General features: G+C 60.1%; 14 protein-coding genes. 8 read left to right on the forward strand and 6 right to left on the reverse strand.

What is annotated here, in order from left to right; translation table 11 throughout:
* Positions 1-113: 113 nt before the first annotated feature.
* Positions 114-866: a UDP-2,3-diacylglucosamine diphosphatase gene (gene lpxH, locus LCH64_RS22675; RefSeq protein ID WP_045122383.1), complete on the reverse strand. Its 753-nt coding sequence runs from the start codon at positions 864-866 to the stop codon at positions 114-116.
* Complete coding sequence (locus LCH64_RS22680) at positions 863-1,369, reverse strand: peptidylprolyl isomerase (protein WP_103485342.1); 507 nt, start codon at positions 1,367-1,369, stop codon at positions 863-865. Before LCH64_RS22680 ends, lpxH begins: the two co-directional genes overlap by 4 nt.
* A 250-nt stretch (positions 1,370-1,619) precedes the next feature.
* On the opposite strand from LCH64_RS22680, the gene LCH64_RS22685 reads away from it, so the two are divergent.
* Positions 1,620-3,320 (forward strand): glutamine--tRNA ligase/YqeY domain fusion protein, encoded by a 1,701-nt coding sequence (locus tag LCH64_RS22685; RefSeq protein ID WP_003223745.1) that lies wholly within the window; start codon positions 1,620-1,622, stop codon positions 3,318-3,320.
* Positions 3,321-3,341: 21 nt separating this feature from the next.
* Positions 3,342-4,724 carry a cysteine--tRNA ligase gene (gene cysS / locus LCH64_RS22690; protein WP_226501310.1) on the forward strand — a complete coding sequence of 461 codons (1,383 nt, stop codon included), beginning with the start codon at positions 3,342-3,344 and terminating at the stop codon, positions 4,722-4,724.
* 60 nt (positions 4,725-4,784) lie between these two features.
* Here cysS and uppP read toward each other — a convergent pair whose 3' ends face one another.
* Complete coding sequence (gene uppP, locus LCH64_RS22695; protein WP_226501311.1) at positions 4,785-5,657, reverse strand: undecaprenyl-diphosphatase UppP; 873 nt, start codon at positions 5,655-5,657, stop codon at positions 4,785-4,787.
* Positions 5,658-5,910: 253 nt separating this feature from the next.
* Positions 5,911-7,758, reverse strand: a complete 1,848-nt coding sequence (locus tag LCH64_RS22700; protein ID WP_226501312.1) for a sigma-54-dependent Fis family transcriptional regulator — start codon at positions 7,756-7,758, stop codon at positions 5,911-5,913.
* A gap of 383 nt (positions 7,759-8,141) precedes the next feature.
* Here LCH64_RS22700 and LCH64_RS22705 point away from each other — a divergent pair, with 383 nt between their 5' ends.
* From LCH64_RS22705 to LCH64_RS22730, 6 genes are read left to right on the forward strand one after another with little or no spacing between them, the layout of a single operon-like run.
* Complete coding sequence (locus tag LCH64_RS22705) at positions 8,142-9,236, forward strand: ABC transporter ATP-binding protein (RefSeq protein ID WP_226501313.1); 1,095 nt, start codon at positions 8,142-8,144, stop codon at positions 9,234-9,236.
* Positions 9,236-10,351: an ABC transporter ATP-binding protein gene (locus LCH64_RS22710; RefSeq protein ID WP_226501314.1), complete on the forward strand. Its 1,116-nt coding sequence runs from the start codon at positions 9,236-9,238 to the stop codon at positions 10,349-10,351. The genes LCH64_RS22705 and LCH64_RS22710 overlap by 1 nt, the downstream gene beginning before the upstream one ends.
* Entirely contained in the window at positions 10,348-11,214 is an 867-nt protein-coding gene (locus tag LCH64_RS22715) for a sugar ABC transporter permease (protein WP_003223756.1), read from the forward strand. The genes LCH64_RS22710 and LCH64_RS22715 overlap by 4 nt, the downstream gene beginning before the upstream one ends.
* A 10-nt stretch (positions 11,215-11,224) precedes the next feature.
* The gene (locus LCH64_RS22720) at positions 11,225-12,025 is read left to right on the forward strand and encodes a carbohydrate ABC transporter permease (RefSeq protein ID WP_103485335.1); all 801 of its coding nucleotides are present in this window, start codon (positions 11,225-11,227) and stop codon (positions 12,023-12,025) included.
* Between the two features lie 10 nt (positions 12,026-12,035).
* Entirely contained in the window at positions 12,036-12,308 is a 273-nt protein-coding gene (locus LCH64_RS22725; protein WP_103485334.1) for a DUF2160 domain-containing protein, read from the forward strand.
* Between the two features lie 45 nt (positions 12,309-12,353).
* Complete coding sequence (locus LCH64_RS22730) at positions 12,354-14,096, forward strand: ABC transporter substrate-binding protein (RefSeq protein WP_103485333.1); 1,743 nt, start codon at positions 12,354-12,356, stop codon at positions 14,094-14,096.
* Positions 14,097-14,873: 777 nt separating this feature from the next.
* Here LCH64_RS22730 and LCH64_RS22735 read toward each other — a convergent pair.
* Both LCH64_RS22735 and LCH64_RS22740 read right to left on the reverse strand, forming a co-directional pair.
* Positions 14,874-16,307 (reverse strand): heavy metal sensor histidine kinase, encoded by a 1,434-nt coding sequence (locus LCH64_RS22735; protein WP_226501315.1) that lies wholly within the window; start codon positions 16,305-16,307, stop codon positions 14,874-14,876.
* Positions 16,304-16,978, reverse strand: coding sequence for a heavy metal response regulator transcription factor (locus LCH64_RS22740; protein ID WP_003223767.1), 675 nt, complete (start codon positions 16,976-16,978; stop codon positions 16,304-16,306). Before LCH64_RS22740 ends, LCH64_RS22735 begins: the two co-directional genes overlap by 4 nt.
* Positions 16,979-17,023 lie beyond the last annotated feature (45 nt).

The raw sequence follows: 17,023 nt of genomic DNA on the forward strand, positions 1-17,023 counted from the left end.
CAAAAATGTGGGAGCGGGCTTGCTCGCGAAAGCGGTGTGTCATTCAGCAGAGATGTCGACTGAACCACCGCCTTCGCGAGCAAGCCCGCTCCCACATTGGGTTTTGTGTTGTGTCAGTTGGCAGGTGCTGCCAGTTGTGGTGGCGGAGCGAAGTCGAACGGTGCCAGGGCATACCCGTTCTCATCCACCTGCAACGCCCAACCCTGACGATCCCAGTCCCCCAGCACAATCCGCTTCGCTGCCTGCTCACCGAGCTGCAGCTTGTGGATCGCCGGACGATGGGTGTGGCCGTGGATCAGGGTTTTCACCCCGTATTGCTGCATGATCCGCGGAATCTCTTCCGGCGTGACATCGACGATGTCATTGGCCTTCATCCGCACCTGCGCACGGCTTTCGCTGCGCAGCTTGCGCGCCAGTTTGTGGCGGGTGCTCAGCGGCAGGTGGCGCAGGATGAACAGGGTGATCGGGTTGCGCAGGTAGCGCCGCAGCTTCATGTAGCCGACATCGCGGGTGCACAGGCTGTCGCCGTGCATCAACAACACCGGCTCGCCGTAAAACTGCACGACACTCGGGTCCTTCAACAGCGTGCAGCCGGCTTCTTTGCAGAAGGCCTTGCCGAGCAGGAAGTCGCGGTTGCCGTGCATCAGAAAAATCGCCGTGCCGCTGTCGCTCAATTGGCGAAGGGCCTGGCAGATGGAACGCTGGAAGGGCGTCATGGCGTCGTCGCCAATCCACGCCTCGAAAAAGTCGCCGAGGATGTACAACGCACTCGCCGAGCGGGCGCGTCCGGCGAGCAAATCCAGAAACGCCCGGGTGATGTCCGGGCGCTCCTCTTCCAGATGCAAGTCTGAAATCAGCAATATCACGCTTCGATGATCTCGGCTTTCTCGATGATCACGTCGTCTTTCGGCACGTCCTGGTGACCGGCCTTGGAAGTGGTGGCAACGGCTTCGATCTTGTCGACGACATCGGTACCGGCAACGACTTTACCGAACACGGCATAACCCCAGCCCTGAGCGGTCTTGGCGGTGTGGTTGAGGAAGCTGTTGTCGGTGGCGTTGATAAAGAACTGCGCCGAGGCCGAATGTGGATCCATGGTGCGGGCCATGGCCAGGGTGTACTTCTCGTTCTTCAGGCCGTTGTCGGCTTCGTTCTGGATGCTCGGGCGCTTGTCTTTCTTTTCCTGCATGCCAGGCTCGAAACCGCCGCCCTGGATCATGAAACCCTTGATGACGCGGTGGAAAATCACGTTCTCGTAGTGACCGTTTTTAACGTATTCGAGGAAGTTGGCAGCGGTGATCGGCGCTTTTTCCGCGTCCAGTTCGATGACGATGTCGCCGTAGTTGGTGGTCAGTTTGACTTGAGTCATGATCGCTACTCTTTATAAGGAATTCGTGGTTATGGGACATTCAGCCCCATGACCGGTTCAGCCTGCATCGGCCAAGGTGCGCAGTTTAGCGTGACAGGCGCGAATTTCGAGGCTGTTTTTCATATCCCGGCGATTAAATGCGCTCCTTTATAGGCCGCGCTCTGTCAGGCCCTTGACAGCATCGGCTATGATAGCGGCTTTGTTTTGTCTGGCCCCCTTTGCGGCCGCGCACATGTAAGTCAAGGATCCTATGAGCAAGCCCACTGTCGACCCTACCTCGAATGCCAAGTCCGGCCCTGCCGTGCCGGTCAATTTCCTGCGGCCGATCATCCAGGCAGACCTGGACTCGGGCAAGCACACCCAGATCGTCACCCGTTTTCCGCCTGAGCCCAACGGCTACCTGCACATCGGCCACGCCAAGTCGATCTGCGTGAACTTCGGCCTGGCCCAGGAGTTCGGCGGCGTCACGCACCTGCGTTTCGACGACACCAACCCGGCCAAGGAAGACCAGGAATACATCGACGCGATCGAAAGCGACGTCAAATGGCTGGGCTTCGAGTGGTCCGGCGAAGTGCGCTACGCCTCGCAGTATTTCGACCAGTTGCATGACTGGGCGGTCGAGCTGATCAAGGCCGGCAAGGCCTACGTCGACGACCTGACCCCTGAGCAGGCCAAGGAATACCGTGGCAGCCTGACCGAGCCGGGCAAGAACAGCCCGTTCCGCGACCGTTCGGTGGAAGAGAACCTCGACTGGTTCGCACGCATGCGTGCCGGTGAGTTCCCGGACGGCGCCCGCGTGCTGCGCGCGAAGATCGACATGGCCTCGCCGAATATGAACCTGCGCGACCCGATCATGTACCGCATCCGCCACGCCCATCACCATCAGACCGGTGACAAGTGGTGCATCTACCCGAACTATGACTTCACCCACGGTCAGTCCGACGCCATCGAAGGCATCACCCACTCGATCTGCACCCTGGAATTCGAAAGCCATCGTCCGCTGTACGAGTGGTTCCTGGAAAACCTGCCGGTGCCGGCCAACCCGCGCCAGTACGAATTCAGCCGTCTGAACCTGAACTACACCATCACCAGCAAGCGCAAGCTCAAGCAACTGGTCGATGAAAAGCACGTCAACGGCTGGGACGACCCGCGCATGTCGACGCTGTCCGGCTTCCGTCGCCGTGGCTACACGCCGGCTTCGATCCGCAACTTCTGCGACATGATCGGCACCAACCGTTCCGACGGCGTGGTCGACTTCGGCATGCTCGAGTTCAGCATCCGTCAGGACCTCGACGCGAACGCCCCGCGTGCCATGTGCGTGCTGCGTCCGTTGAAAGTCGTGATCACCAACTACCCGGAAGGTCAGGTCGAAAACCTCGAACTGCCGCGTCATCCGCAGAAAGAAGAACTCGGCGTGCGCAAGCTGCCGTTCGCCCGTGAAATCTACATCGACCGCGATGACTTCATGGAAGAACCGCCAAAGGGCTACAAGCGCCTCGAGCCGAACGGCGAAGTGCGTCTGCGTGGCAGCTACGTGATCCGTGCCGACGAAGCGATCAAGGACGCCGACGGCAACATCGTCGAGCTGCGTTGCTCGTACGATCCGGACACCCTCGGCAAGAACCCTGAAGGCCGCAAGGTCAAAGGCGTGATCCACTGGGTGCCGGCGGCTGCCAGCATCGAGTGCGAAGTGCGTCTGTACGATCGCCTGTTCCGTTCTCCGAACCCGGAGAAGGCCGAAGACAGCGCGAGTTTCCTCGACAACATCAACCCTGACTCACTGCAAGTGCTGACCGGTTGTCGTGCTGAGCCATCGCTGGGCAATGCACAGCCGGAAGACCGTTTCCAGTTCGAGCGCGAAGGCTACTTCGTTGCCGATATCAAGGACTCGAAACCAGGTCAGCCGGTATTCAACCGTACCGTGACCCTGCGTGATTCGTGGGGCCAGTGATTCTGCGTCAAGGAAATTAACGTGCTGACGATCTACAACACGCTCACCAAGAGCAAAGAAGTCTTCAAGCCGCTGGATGGCAACAAGGTGCGCATGTACGTGTGCGGCATGACCGTGTACGACTACTGCCACCTCGGCCACGGCCGCAGCATGGTTGCGTTCGACCTGGTGACCCGCTGGTTGCGGTTCAGCGGTTACGACCTGACCTACGTGCGCAACATCACCGACATCGACGACAAGATCATCAATCGTGCCCGCGAGAACGGTGAGTCGTTCGACGCGCTGACCGAGCGCATGATCGCGGCGATGCACGAAGACGAAGCGCGCCTGAACATCAAGAAGCCGGACATGGAACCGCGTGCCACGGATCATATTCCGGGCATGCACGCGATGATCCAGACCCTGATCGACAAGGGCTACGCCTACGCCCCGGGCAATGGCGACGTGTACTACCGCGTCGCCAAGTTCATGGGCTACGGCAAGCTGTCGCGCAAGAAGATCGAAGACCTGCGCATCGGTGCACGCATCGAAGTCGACGAGTCGAAGGAAGACCCGCTGGACTTCGTCCTGTGGAAAGCCGCCAAGCCGGGCGAGCCGAGCTGGGAATCGCCGTGGGGCGCCGGGCGTCCGGGCTGGCACATCGAGTGCTCGGTGATGTCCACTTGCTGCCTCGGTGAGACCTTCGACATTCATGGCGGCGGCAGCGACCTCGAGTTCCCGCACCATGAAAACGAAATCGCCCAGAGCGAAGCGGCCACCGGCAAGACCTACGCCAACGCGTGGATGCATTGCGGCATGATCCGTATCAATGGCGAGAAGATGTCCAAGTCCTTGAACAACTTCTTCACCATTCGCGACGTGCTCGACAAGTACCACCCGGAGGTCGTGCGTTACCTGCTGGTGTCGAGCCATTACCGCAGCGCGATCAACTACTCGGAAGACAACCTCAAGGACGCCAAGGGCGCTCTCGAGCGTTTCTACCACGCGCTGAAAGGCCTGCCGAGCGTCGCCCCGGCCGGCGGCGAAGCCTTCGTCGAGCGTTTCACCACGGTGATGAACGACGACTTCGGCACGCCGGAAGCCTGCGCCGTGCTGTTCGAGATGGTGCGTGAGATCAACCGCCTGCGCGAGAGCGATCTCGATGCAGCGGCCGGTCTGGCGGCACGTCTGAAAGAACTGGCGAGCGTGCTGGGTGTGTTGCAACTGGAAGCCGATGACTTCCTGCAAGCGGGCGCCGAAGGGCGTGTCGATGCCGCTGAAGTCGACGCACTGATTGCTGCACGTCTGGCGGCACGCGCCGGCAAGGACTGGGCCGAATCCGACCGCATCCGCGACCAGCTCACCGCCATGGGCGTGGTGCTGGAAGACGGCAAGGGCGGCACGACCTGGCGTCTGACTGACTGATTGCTTGATCCGCTTAAAACAAAACCCGCCTTGTGCGGGTTTTGTTTTTTCTGGCGGGTGTCAGCTCAAGGCCCCGGTGCTGACCGCGACGATCAGGAAAATCCCCAGCAACGCGCGGTAGATGACGAATGGCCAGGTGGAGAATTTTTCCAGAAAGCGCATCAGGCCCCAGATCGCGAAGAACGCCGAGATGCTGGCAATCACCAGACCGAAAATCAGGTGTCCCCAAACGGCTGCTGGAAGATCGGCATGGAACAACACCCACAACTCTTTCAGACCGGCGAGGGCAATCGCCGGCAGCCCGAGCAGGAACGAGAACCGCGCCGCTTCTTCACGCTTGAAGTTGAGAAACAACGCCGCCGTCAGCGTCGAGCCAGAGCGCGACACCCCGGGAATCAACGCGCCAATCTGCGCAATGCCGACGATCAGCGCATCACGCAGACGCATTTCGTCCACGGTGCGCCGATGCCGGCACGATAGCTCGGCAGCGGCCAGCAGAACCGCCATGACCACGCAGGAAATCCCGATCACCATCAGGCCGCGAAGGGGCGAGTTGCAGGCGTTGAGCGTCGAGGACAGCGCAATGCCGGCAATGCCGATGGGTATGGTCGCCAGCACGATGGCCACCGCGAGGATGAACCAGCGGTTGTTGAAATCCCGTTGGCGCACCGCGTCGACGCTGCCACCGACCACTTGCTTGACGTCGCGCCAGAAATAACTGACCACCGCCGCCAGTGCAGCCAGCTGCATGGCCGCGGAAAACGCCGAGCCGGGATCCGGCCAGCCGAGCAGGGCCGGGACGATGCGCATATGCGCGGTGGAGGAAACGGGCAGCAACTCGGTGATGCCTTGAATGATGCCGAGGAAGCCGATCTGCAGGTAATCCAGCGAGGCGAAACCGATATCAAGGCCGGTGGAACAGATGTTGGTCAAAGCACTTATCCTGTGAAAATCAGGAGGAGGGAGGTGTCTGAATCAATGGCATGGCGAAAAACTGAAACATTTCGTCACAGTCTAGTCGGTTCGGTCAATGGGGGCGGATTGATAGTTGTGGGGTGACTGGTCTGACGCCTTCGCGAGCAAGCCCGCTCCCACATTGGATTTTTGTCATGTCTGATTTTTGAGTACGACACTGATCCCCTGTGGGAGCGGGCTTGCTCGCGAAGAGGCCGGTTCAGCCACCCTGTCACTCAGCCTGACGCAAGCGCTTGTAAAGGGTATTGCGACTAACCCCCAACCGCCGCGCCAGATGCGAAATATTGCCCCCAGCCGCCAGCAATTCGCGGTTCAACGCCTCGGCATCGTTCAGATCAACCCCTAGCGGCGGCGCCAACTCCACCGGCTCCATCTCCAGATCGACAAAAAAATCATCCGGCAGATGCTCCGGCCGCACCGGTTGTTCCTCGGCCATCGCCAGTGCCACCTGCATCACGCTGCTGACCTGGCGCAGATTGCCCGGCCATGGATGACGGGTGAACAGCTCCAGCACCTCGCGGCTCAACCCGGCCCATTGCGTCGGTTCGCGATGTTGCTCCCACAGGCGTTTGAACAGCGCCTCCTTATCGCTGCGCTCGCGCAACGGTGGCAGTTCCAGGGTCAGCCCACCGATACGGTAATAAAGATCTTCGCGGAACCGCCCCAGCTGCACCTGCTCCCTGAGCGAACGGTTAGTCGCCGAGATAATTCGCAAGTCCACCGCGAACAACTCGCTGCTGCCCACCGGTTGCACGCAGCGCTCCTGCAATACCCGCAGCAACCGCGCCTGAGTGGGCAATGGCATGTCGCCGATTTCATCGAGGAACAGGGTGCCTTTGTCAGCCTTGCGGATCAGGCCGATGCTGCCTTTCTGATTGGCGCCGGTGAACGCACCTTTTTCATAGCCGAACAGTTCCGACTCCACCAGTTCGGCCGGGATCGCCGCGCAGTTGACGGCGATGAATGCTTGTTTGCTGCGTGAGCTGGCCTGATGCAGGGCTTTGACGAAGACTTCCTTGCCGACCCCGGTTTCGCCGTGGATCAGCAACGGGATGTCTTTCTCCAGCAAGCGTTCGGCCTGGCGCACGGCTTTCTCGACGCGGCTGTCACCAAAATGCAGAGAGTTGAGGCTGATCGTTCCCGGCACTTTGATCGGCGCTGCGGCGGGCTTGGGTTCGGCAAATACCCGAGGCTGAATCGGTGCCTGTTGCGGTCGCTTCAGCAAGCACTGGAAGCGGTTGCGCCCGGTGGTCTGCAGGGCGAACGGCAAGCCGTCAGGCTGATTCAACAGCTCCAATAGCGACACGTTGAACAGGCTCTCGACACTGACCCGCGACAGGCGCACGCCGAGCAGATTGTCCGCCCGCCGGTTGGCCGACAGTACCTGGCCGCTCTCATCGAAGATCAGCAAACCGGCCCACTGACTGTCGAGGTTGCTCAACCCGGTGTTGAAGGTCAGTTGAAAGTGCTGGCCGTGGAACAGGTTGAGGATCAGCCGGTTCTCCACGGTCTGGCTCATCATCTTGACCATGCCCAGGGTGTGCGAGGGCGGCAGGTAGCTGTCGCTGGACACATCGAGCACGGCGATGACCTTGCGCTCGGCGTCGAAAATCGGCGCGGCGGAGCCGGTCATGAAGCGATTGGCCTTAAGGAAGTGTTCATCGTGTTCGATGTGCACCGCTTGTTCGCAGGCCAGCGCGGTGCCGATCGCATTGGTGCCGCTTGAACGCTCCATCCAGCTCGCTCCGGCGCTAAACCCACGGGCGAGGTTTGGCTCGATAAAGCGCTGAGTGCCCCACGATGTCAGCACTTGGCCCTGATGGTCGGCGAGCATGATCAGGCAATTGGAGTTGCTGAGGATGTTTTCGTAATAGGGCAGGACTTCCTGGTGGGTGGTCTGCACCAGTGAATGATGACGGTCGAGTAAATGCGCGATGCCGGAGGCGGGCAATTGATCGAACGCCGGGCTGCTTTGGTGGCTGAGGCCGAACGCGCGGCACCGTTGCCAGGAGCTCTGGACGATCGCGTCGTGGGACAGTGGCGGGGTAGGTGCGGCCATGGTGGTGGGCCTCTGAAGGGCATTTTTATTGTTGTTATGGCACTGCTTTCAAAACCAACACAGATCAAAACTGTGGGAGCGGGCTTGCTCGCGAAAGCGGTATATCAGACACATTTACATCGACTGACACACCGCCTTCGCGAGCAAGCCCGCTCCCACATTGGAGCTCCGGTGTTCACGAAATCTGGGCAAAAAGCGTTCACAGAGTGTTGTTCACGATTGTTCATTGTCAATCGCCAGACTGTTCAAATCTGTTCAGTCATGAACACCCATTTCCCACGTTTTCGGTGCTTTTCACGACAAATCAACCACTTGCCATTTCTGGCACGAATGTCGCTCTGCTGCACAGGTCGCTTGACTCCAATAATAAAAAAGGCCGAGCCATGTCACTCACCCTGGAGCACGTCTGCCGTACCGTCGAGGGCCAGACCTGGATCGACGATGCCAGCCTGACATTCGAACCCGGATCCTTCAACGTTCTGCTCGGCCGCACGCTGTCCGGCAAAACCAGTCTGATGCGCCTGATGGCCGGTCTGGACAAGCCTGACAGCGGCCGGATCCTGATGAACGGCGTCGATGTCACCCAGCGCCCGGTGCGCCTGCGCAATGTGTCGATGGTCTATCAGCAGTTCATCAACTACCCGACCATGACCGTGTTCGAGAACATTGCCTCGCCGTTGCGTCAGGCCGGTGTTGCCAAGGACATCATCCACAGTAAGGTGCAGGAAACCGCACGGATGCTGCGCATCGAGAAGTTTCTGCAGCGCTATCCGCTGGAGCTGTCCGGCGGCCAGCAGCAGCGCACGGCGATGGCCCGGGCGCTGGTCAAGGATGCCGAGTTGATCCTGTTCGACGAGCCGCTGGTCAACCTTGATTACAAGCTGCGCGAAGAGCTGCGCCAGGAAATGCGCGAGCTGTTCAAGCTACGCCACACCATCGCGATCTACGCCACCACTGAACCCAACGAAGCGTTGGCGCTGGGCGGCACCGCGACGATTTTGCACGAGGGCCGGGTGATCCAGAGCGGCCCATCGACCTCGGTCTACCACCAGCCGCAAACCGTGCTGGCGGCGGAGTTGTTCTCCGAGCCGCCGATCAACCTGATGCCCGGGCGCATCGCCGGCAACGAAGTCAGCTTCGCCAACTTCGTGCACTTCCCGTTGAACGTCGACCTGCGCCCGGTGGGTGAGGGCGAGTTCCGCTTTGGCGTGCGCCCCAGCCATATCTCGCTGGTGCCGAGCAATGATGACGACCTGGAACTGGCGGTCACCGTCGAAGTGGCGGAGATCAGCGGCTCGGAAACCTTCCTCCACGTGCGCAACGAGCATTTCCTGCTGGTGCTGCACCTGCCGGGGGTTCACGAATACGACGTCGATGCGCCGATCCGCATTTACATCCCGACCCACAAACTGTTCGTGTTCGATGCGCAGGGCCGTCTGGTGCAGGCACCGGGCCGGCGTGTCGCGAGGGTAGCGTGATGGCCGAAATCCGTTTGCAGTACCTCGCCCACAGCTACAGCAAAACCCCGAGCGGGCCAGAGGACTACGCGATCCGCGAGATGGATCACATCTGGGCGCAGGGCGGCGCCTATGCCTTGCTCGGCCCTTCGGGTTGCGGCAAATCGACCTTGCTCAACATCATTTCCGGCCTGCTCAGCCCCTCGCAGGGGCATGTGTTGTTCGACGGCAAAGCGGTCAACGACCTGACCCCGGAGAAGCGCAACATCGCCCAGGTGTTCCAGTTCCCGGTGGTCTACGACACCATGACCGTGTTCGACAACCTCGCCTTCCCCCTGCGAAATCAGGGCATGGCCGAGGCGAAAGTGCACAGCAAGGTGCAGGAAATCGCCGAAGTCCTCGACCTGCAAAACCTGCTGGGCAAGAAGGCGCGTAACCTCACCGCCGACGAAAAACAGAAAGTCTCCATGGGCCGTGGCCTGGTGCGCGACGACGTCTCGGCGATTCTCTTCGACGAGCCGCTGACGGTGATCGACCCGCACCTGAAGTGGAAGCTGCGACGCAAGCTCAAGCAGATCCACGAGCAGTTCAACATCACCATGGTCTATGTGACCCACGATCAGCTCGAAGCCTCAACCTTCGCCGACAAGATCGCGGTGATGTACGGCGGGCAGATCGTGCAGTTCGGCACGCCCCGGGAATTGTTCGAGCGGCCGAGCCACACCTTCGTCGGCTACTTCATCGGCAGCCCGGGGATGAACCTGATCGAGGTGCAGCCGCAACCGGGCGGGGTCGGTTTCGCCTCGACGCACCTGCCGTTGTCCGACGCCTTGCAACGACATATCGAACACGGTCAGTGGAAAAATCTGAAGGTCGGCATCCGCCCCGAGTTCATCCATGTCTGGGACGAGCCGTTTGACGAGGCGCTGCAGGCGCGGGTGGTCCACGTCGAAGACCTCGGCACCTACAAGATCCTCACCCTCGACCTCGATGGCGCGCCGTTGAAGGTGCGTCTGGCCGAAGACAAACCGGTGCCCCAGGGCACGGCATACATCAGTTTTCCGGCGCAGTGGCTGATGGTCTACGCCGACGAATTCCTCCTGGACGACACCGACCTTACCGAGGTGCAGCCATGAACAAGGTGCAGAACAACAAGGCCTGGTGGCTGGTGTTGCCGGTGTTTCTGCTGGTGGCGTTCAGTGCGGTGATCCCGATGATGACCGTGGTCAACTACTCGGTGCAGGACATCTTCGACCAGTCCAGCCGCTACTTCGTCGGTGCCGACTGGTATCGCCAGGTGCTGCTCGATCCACGTCTGCACGACTCATTGCTGCGTCAGTTCATCTACTCGGCCTGCGTGCTGCTGATCGAAATCCCGCTGGGCATCGCCATCGCCCTGACCATGCCGACCAAGGGTCGCTGGTCGTCGGTGGTGCTGATCATTCTGGCGATTCCACTGCTGATTCCGTGGAACGTGGTCGGCACCATCTGGCAGATCTTCGGCCGCGCCGACATTGGCTTGCTCGGGTCGAGCCTGAACGCGCTGGGCATCAGCTACAACTACGCGGCCAACACCATGGACGCCTGGGTCACGGTGCTGGTGATGGACGTCTGGCACTGGACCTCGCTGGTGGCGCTGTTGTGTTTCTCCGGGTTGCGGGCGATTCCCGACGTGTATTACCAGGCGGCGCGGATCGATCGGGCTTCGGCGTGGGCAGTGTTCCGCCACATCCAGTTGCCCAAGCTGAAAAGCGTACTGCTGATCGCGGTGATGCTGCGCTTCATGGACAGTTTCATGATTTACACCGAGCCGTTCGTGCTCACCGGCGGCGGGCCGGGCAATGCCACGACTTTCTTGAGTCAGACCTTGACCCAGATGGCCGTAGGCCAATTCGATCTGGGGCCGGCGGCGGCGTTTTCGCTGGTGTACTTCCTGATCATCCTGCTGGTCTCGTGGCTGTTCTACACCGCCATGACCCATTCCGACGCCAACCGCTGAGGGCCCGGCCATGAGCAAGACAAAGCTTGTTCCGCTGCTGATCTACATCCTGTTCGTGCTGGTGCCGATCTACTGGCTGCTGAACATGTCCTTCAAGAGCAACACCGAAATACTCGGTGGCCTGACGCTTTTCCCACAGAACTTCACGCTGGCGAACTACAAGGTGATTTTCACCGATCCGAGCTGGTACAGCGGTTACATCAACTCGGCGTACTACGTGACACTCAACACCGTCATCTCCCTGAGTGTGGCGTTGCCGGCGGCGTACGCGTTTTCGCGCTATCGCTTTCTGGGCGACAAGCACTTGTTTTTCTGGCTGCTGACCAACCGCATGGCGCCGCCGGCGGTATTCCTGTTGCCGTTCTTCCAGCTGTATTCGTCGATCGGGCTGTTCGATACGCACATCGCCGTGGCGCTGGCGCACTGCCTGTTCAACGTGCCATTGGCGGTGTGGATTCTCGAAGGCTTCATGTCCGGTGTGCCCAAGGAAATCGACGAAACCGCCTATATCGACGGCTACAGCTTTCCCAAATTCTTCGTGAAGATTTTCATCCCGCTGATCGGCTCCGGCATCGGCGTCACCGCGTTTTTCTGCTTCATGTTTTCCTGGGTCGAACTGCTGCTGGCGCGCACGCTGACCTCGGTGAACGCCAAGCCGATAGCTGCGGTGATGACCCGCACCGTGTCGGCCTCGGGCATCGACTGGGGCGTACTGGCGGCGGCGGGGGTGTTGACCATCCTGCCGGGCATGCTGGTGATCTGGTTCGTGCGCAATCATGTGGCCAAGGGCTTTGCTCTGGGTCGTGTATGAGGAACGAATGATGGAATGGATGAGCTGGACGGCCCCTACGGCGGGTTTCTTCATCGCCATTGGCTTGCTGCTGGTCGGCATGACCGCTTGGGAGTTGCGTTCGCCGAGCATTCTGCGGCGAGGTTTTCTGCCGATTGCCACCACCCGTGGCGATCGCTTGTTCATCGGTCTTCTCGGCAGCGCCTACCTGCATCTGCTGGTCATTGGCGTCACCGACTGGAGCATCTGGGCGGCGTCCGCGCTGTCTTTGGTGTGGCTGTTGCTTGTGATGCGTTGGGGCTAGTCGACTCTCGGCAATCGTGCTCCGAAAATCAAACAGGAGGTCTCTATGTTCGACAAAAACAATAAGCTGCGACATAGCATTTCATTGGCGGCCGTGCTGGCACTCAGCGGTTTGAGCGCATCGGCCTGGGCCGATGCCTATGAGGACGCTGCGAAAAAATGGATCGGCAGCGAATTCAAGCCATCGACCCTGACGCCCGAACAGCAACTCGATGAATTGAAGTGGTTCATCAAGGCCGCCGAGCCGTTTCGCGGGATGGACATCAAGGTCGTTTCGGAGACCCTGACCACCCACGAATACGAGTCCAAAGTGCTGGCCAAGGCCTTCACCGAAATCACCGGGATCAAGTTGACCCACGACCTGCTGCAGGAAGGCGACGTGGTGGAAAAACTGCAGACGGTGATGCAGTCGGACAAGAGCATCTACGACGGCTGGGTCAACGACTCGGACCTGATCGGTACGCACTTTCGCTACGGCAAGACCGAGGCGATCACCGACCTGATGGCCAACGAAGGCAAGAACTTCACCTCGCCGACCCTCGACATCAAGGACTTCATCGGCATCTCGTTCACCACGGCGCCGGACGGCAAGATCTATCAACTGCCCGACCAGCAGTTCGCCAACCTGTACTGGTTCCGCGCCGACTGGTTCGAACGGGCCGATCTGAAAGCCAAGTTCAAGGAAAAGTACGGCTACGAATTGGGCGTGCCGGTGAACTGGTCAGCCTATGAAGACATCGCCAAATTCTTCAGCGAAGACGTCAAGGAAATCGACGGCAAACGTGTCTACGGGCACATGGATTACGGCAAGAAAGACCCATCGCTGGGCTGGCGTTTCACCGATGCCTGGTTCTCCATGGCCGGTGGCGGCGACAAGGGTATTCCCAATGGTTTACCGGTGGACGAGTGGGGGATTCGCGTCGAGGATTGCCACCCGGTTGGTTCCAGCGTGACCCGCGGCGGCGACACCAATGGCCCGGCGGCAGTGTTCGCCACCCAGAAATACGTCGACTGGCTCAAGGCCTACGCGCCACCGGAAGCGGCGGGCATGACCTTCTCCGAGTCCGGCCCGGTGCCGTCGCAGGGCAACATCGCCCAGCAGATCTTCTGGTACACCGCGTTCACCGCCGACATGACCAAGCAGGGCCTGCCGGTGATGAATGCCGATGGCACACCGAAGTGGCGCATGGCGCCGTCGCCGCGCGGGCCGTATTGGGAGGAGGGCATGAAGCTTGGTTATCAGGACGTGGGTTCGTGGACGTTCATGAAATCCACGCCTGAGAAACAGAAACTGGCGGCGTGGCTGTACGCGCAGTTCGTCACCTCGAAAACCGTGTCGCTGAAGAAAACCATCGTCGGCCTGACGCCGATCCGCGAGTCGGACATCAACTCGCAGGCGATGACCGATCTGGCACCGAAACTCGGTGGCCTGGTCGAGTTCTACCGCAGCCCGGCCCGCGTGCAATGGACCCCGACCGGGACCAACGTGCCGGACTATCCGCGTCTGGCGCAATTGTGGTGGAGCCACATCGCCGAAGCGGCCAGCGGCGAGAAGACTCCGCAACAAGCATTGGATGGCCTGGCCAAGGATCAGGACGCGATCATGTCGCGCCTCGAACGCTCCAAGGCGCAAGCAGTGTGCGCCCCGAAAATGAACCCGGAACGCGACGCGCAATATTGGTTCGACCAGCCGGGCGCACCGAAACCGAAACTGGCCAACGAGAAGCCGCAGGGCGAGACCGTGAGCTACAACGAACTGCTGAAATCGTGGGCGGATGCGCGTAAGTAAAAGCTGAAATGTGCAAGGCGAACGGCACCGCAAGGTGCCGTTTTTTTTGTTGCCTGTGCCATTGCTATCGCGAGCAGGCTCACTCCCACAGATTTAGTGCCGTTCACAGACGCGTTGTATGCCGCAAACTTCTGTAGGAGTGAGTCTGCTCGCGATAGCGGAGTGTCAGACAACAAAGATGTGACTGAGCCGCCGCCATCGCTTGCAGGCAAGCTCCCACAGGTTTTGTATTGCCATCAAAATTCGGGTTCACCTCGATTCACTGTAGGAGTGAGCCTGCTCGCGATAGCGGAGTGTCAGACAACAAAGATGTGACTGAGCCGCCATCGCTTGCAGGCAAGCTCCCACAGGTTTTGTATTGCCATCAAAATTCGGGTTCACCGCGATTCACTGTAGGAGTGAGCCTGCTCGCGATAGCGGAGTGTCAGACAACAAAGATGTGACTGAGCCGCCGCCATCGCTTGCAGGCAAGCTCCCACAGGTTTTGTATTGCCATCAAAATTCGGGTTCACCACGATTCACTGTGGGAGTGAGCCTGCTCGCGATAGCGGAGTGTCAGACAACAAAGATGTGACTGAGCCGCCATCGCTTGCAGGCAAGCTCCCACAGGTTTTGTATTGCCATCAAAATTCGGGTTCACCGCGATTCACTGTAGGAGTGAGCCTGCTCGCGATAGCGGAGTGTCAGACAACAAAGATGTGACTGAGCCGCCGCCATCGCTTGCAGGCAAGCTCCCACAGGTTTTGTGACGCCATCAAAATTCGGGTTCACCACGACTCACTGTGAGAGCTTGCCTGCAAGCGATGGGGCCGTGGATGTCGCAGCAGGAAAACCGAGGCGGAATACGGTCATGACACCGGGTAAGCTCTTCACCTCCGCCACGCCCTGATGCAGGCTCATGATCGAACGCACGATCGCCAGTCCCAGCCCGGTGCTGCCCTGCGAGCGCGAGCGGGCGCTGTCGACGCGGTAGAAGCGGTCGAACAGATGCGGCAGGTGTTGCGCCTCGATGCCAGCGCCGGGATTGCTGACCAGCAGTGAAGCCTGCGTCGCGCCTTGCTCGATCAGCAAGGTGATGGTTTTGCCGTTCGGGCAATGACGCAGCGCATTCGACAGCAGATTGGAAATCGCCCGCTGGATCATCAACCGATCGCCCAGCACCGATGCGCAACCAACAACATTCAAATGAATCTGCTTGTCCTGCGCCGACAGCGAAAACATCTCCGCGACCTTCGCCGCTTCATCCTCCAGCGCCACCGATTCAAACGGCGCCAGCGCCGACGGATGACTGACCTGTGCGAGAAACAACATGTCCGAGACAATCCGCGCCACGCGCTCCAGCTCCTCGGTGCAGGACACCAACACGTCCTGGTATTCCTCGGTCGTACGCTCACGAGACAGCGTCACCTGTGCCTTGCCCATCAAGTTGTTGATCGGCGTGCGCAGCTCATGCGCCAGGTCATCGGAGAACTGCGACAACTGCTGCACCCCGGCATCCAGCCGATGCAGCATGAAGTTGATGCCCTGCGCCAGTTCGCTCAGCTCCTGCGGCATGTTCACCACCGACAGCCGATGATCCAGATCTTGAGTCGAGACCATCGCCGCCACCTTGCGAAACTCGCGCAGCGGCGCCAATCCGCGCTGCACCGCGCCCCACGCCGTCAGGCCGATGAACACCAGCAACAGCGGCAAGGCAATCAGCGTCGAGCGCAGGTAGGCGCTGAGTAGCGCCTGATCATGTGCGTTGTCCATCGACAGCAGCACCGGCACGCGGCTGCCATCCTTGAGGCGAATCAGCTTTGACGCGGTAAGGAATTTCGCGCCTTCGCCGTCGCTGCTGTCGCTATAGGTCAATTGCTCGGTGGCGGCTCGCACCGCGCGTAACTCGGCGCGCGGATCCTTCAGTCCTGAGCCGGACTTGAGCAGCGGCGAACGCAGGTTCGAACGGTCATAAATCGTTAGCGTCAGGTTGTCATGGCCCATGACCTGATCGAGCAGAATGTGCGGCTTGCCACTGACTTCATTGGCGTCGACGTACAGCGACAGGCTGTGTTCCACCTGCGCCATCTTCTTGTCCAGGCTGTCGCGGGACAGCGCATTCAGCTCATGGGTCAGGGCGAAATAGGCAAGGATCGCCAGAAACACCACCAACAGCGCGCCGAGAATACTCACGGTCAAACCGAGGCGCATCGACAGGCTGGCCGGCTTCATTCGCGCGCCTCCAGCACGTAGCCGACACCGCGCAGGGTGTGGATCAGCTTGTTGTCGAACGGGTCATCGATCTTCGCCCGCAAGCGCCGGATCGACACTTCGACCACGTTGGTGTCGCAGTCGAAATTCATGTCCCACACCAGCGAGATGATCTGCGTGCGGGTCAGCACCTCGCCGGACTGACGCATCAACAAGTGCAGCAGGGCGAATTCCTTGGTGGTCAGGTCGATGCGCTGCTCGCCACGAAACGCCCGATGCCGGCCCGGATCAAGCTCCAGATCAGCGACTTTCAACACTTGCGGCACCGGTATGTTTTCGCTGCGGCGCATCAGGGTGCGCACCCGCGCGAGCAATTCGGGAAACTCGAACGGCTTGACCAGATAGTCGTCGGCGCCCAGATCCAGACCACGAATCTTGTCTGCCAGCCGCCCGCGCGCGGTGAGCATCATCACCCGCGTCGAGTGGGTACGACGCAGTTGTTCCAGCACGCCCCAGCCGTCGAGTTCCGGCAAGTTCACGTCGAGAATGATCAGGTCATAGGCCTGCTGTTGCGCCAGATGCAATCCATCGGCACCGGTGGCGGCGTGGTCAACGATATAACCACTTTCGGTCAAACCCTGATGCAAGTATTCGGCAGCTTTAAGCTCGTCCTCGACGACAAGGATTCGCATGATCTATCACCACTTTTATTTAAGGGATATTTAATTAAGGTGGCC

Source organism: Pseudomonas sp. MWU16-30322 (assembly GCF_020515535.1).
Lineage (GTDB): Bacteria > Pseudomonadota > Gammaproteobacteria > Pseudomonadales > Pseudomonadaceae > Aquipseudomonas > Aquipseudomonas fluorescens_H.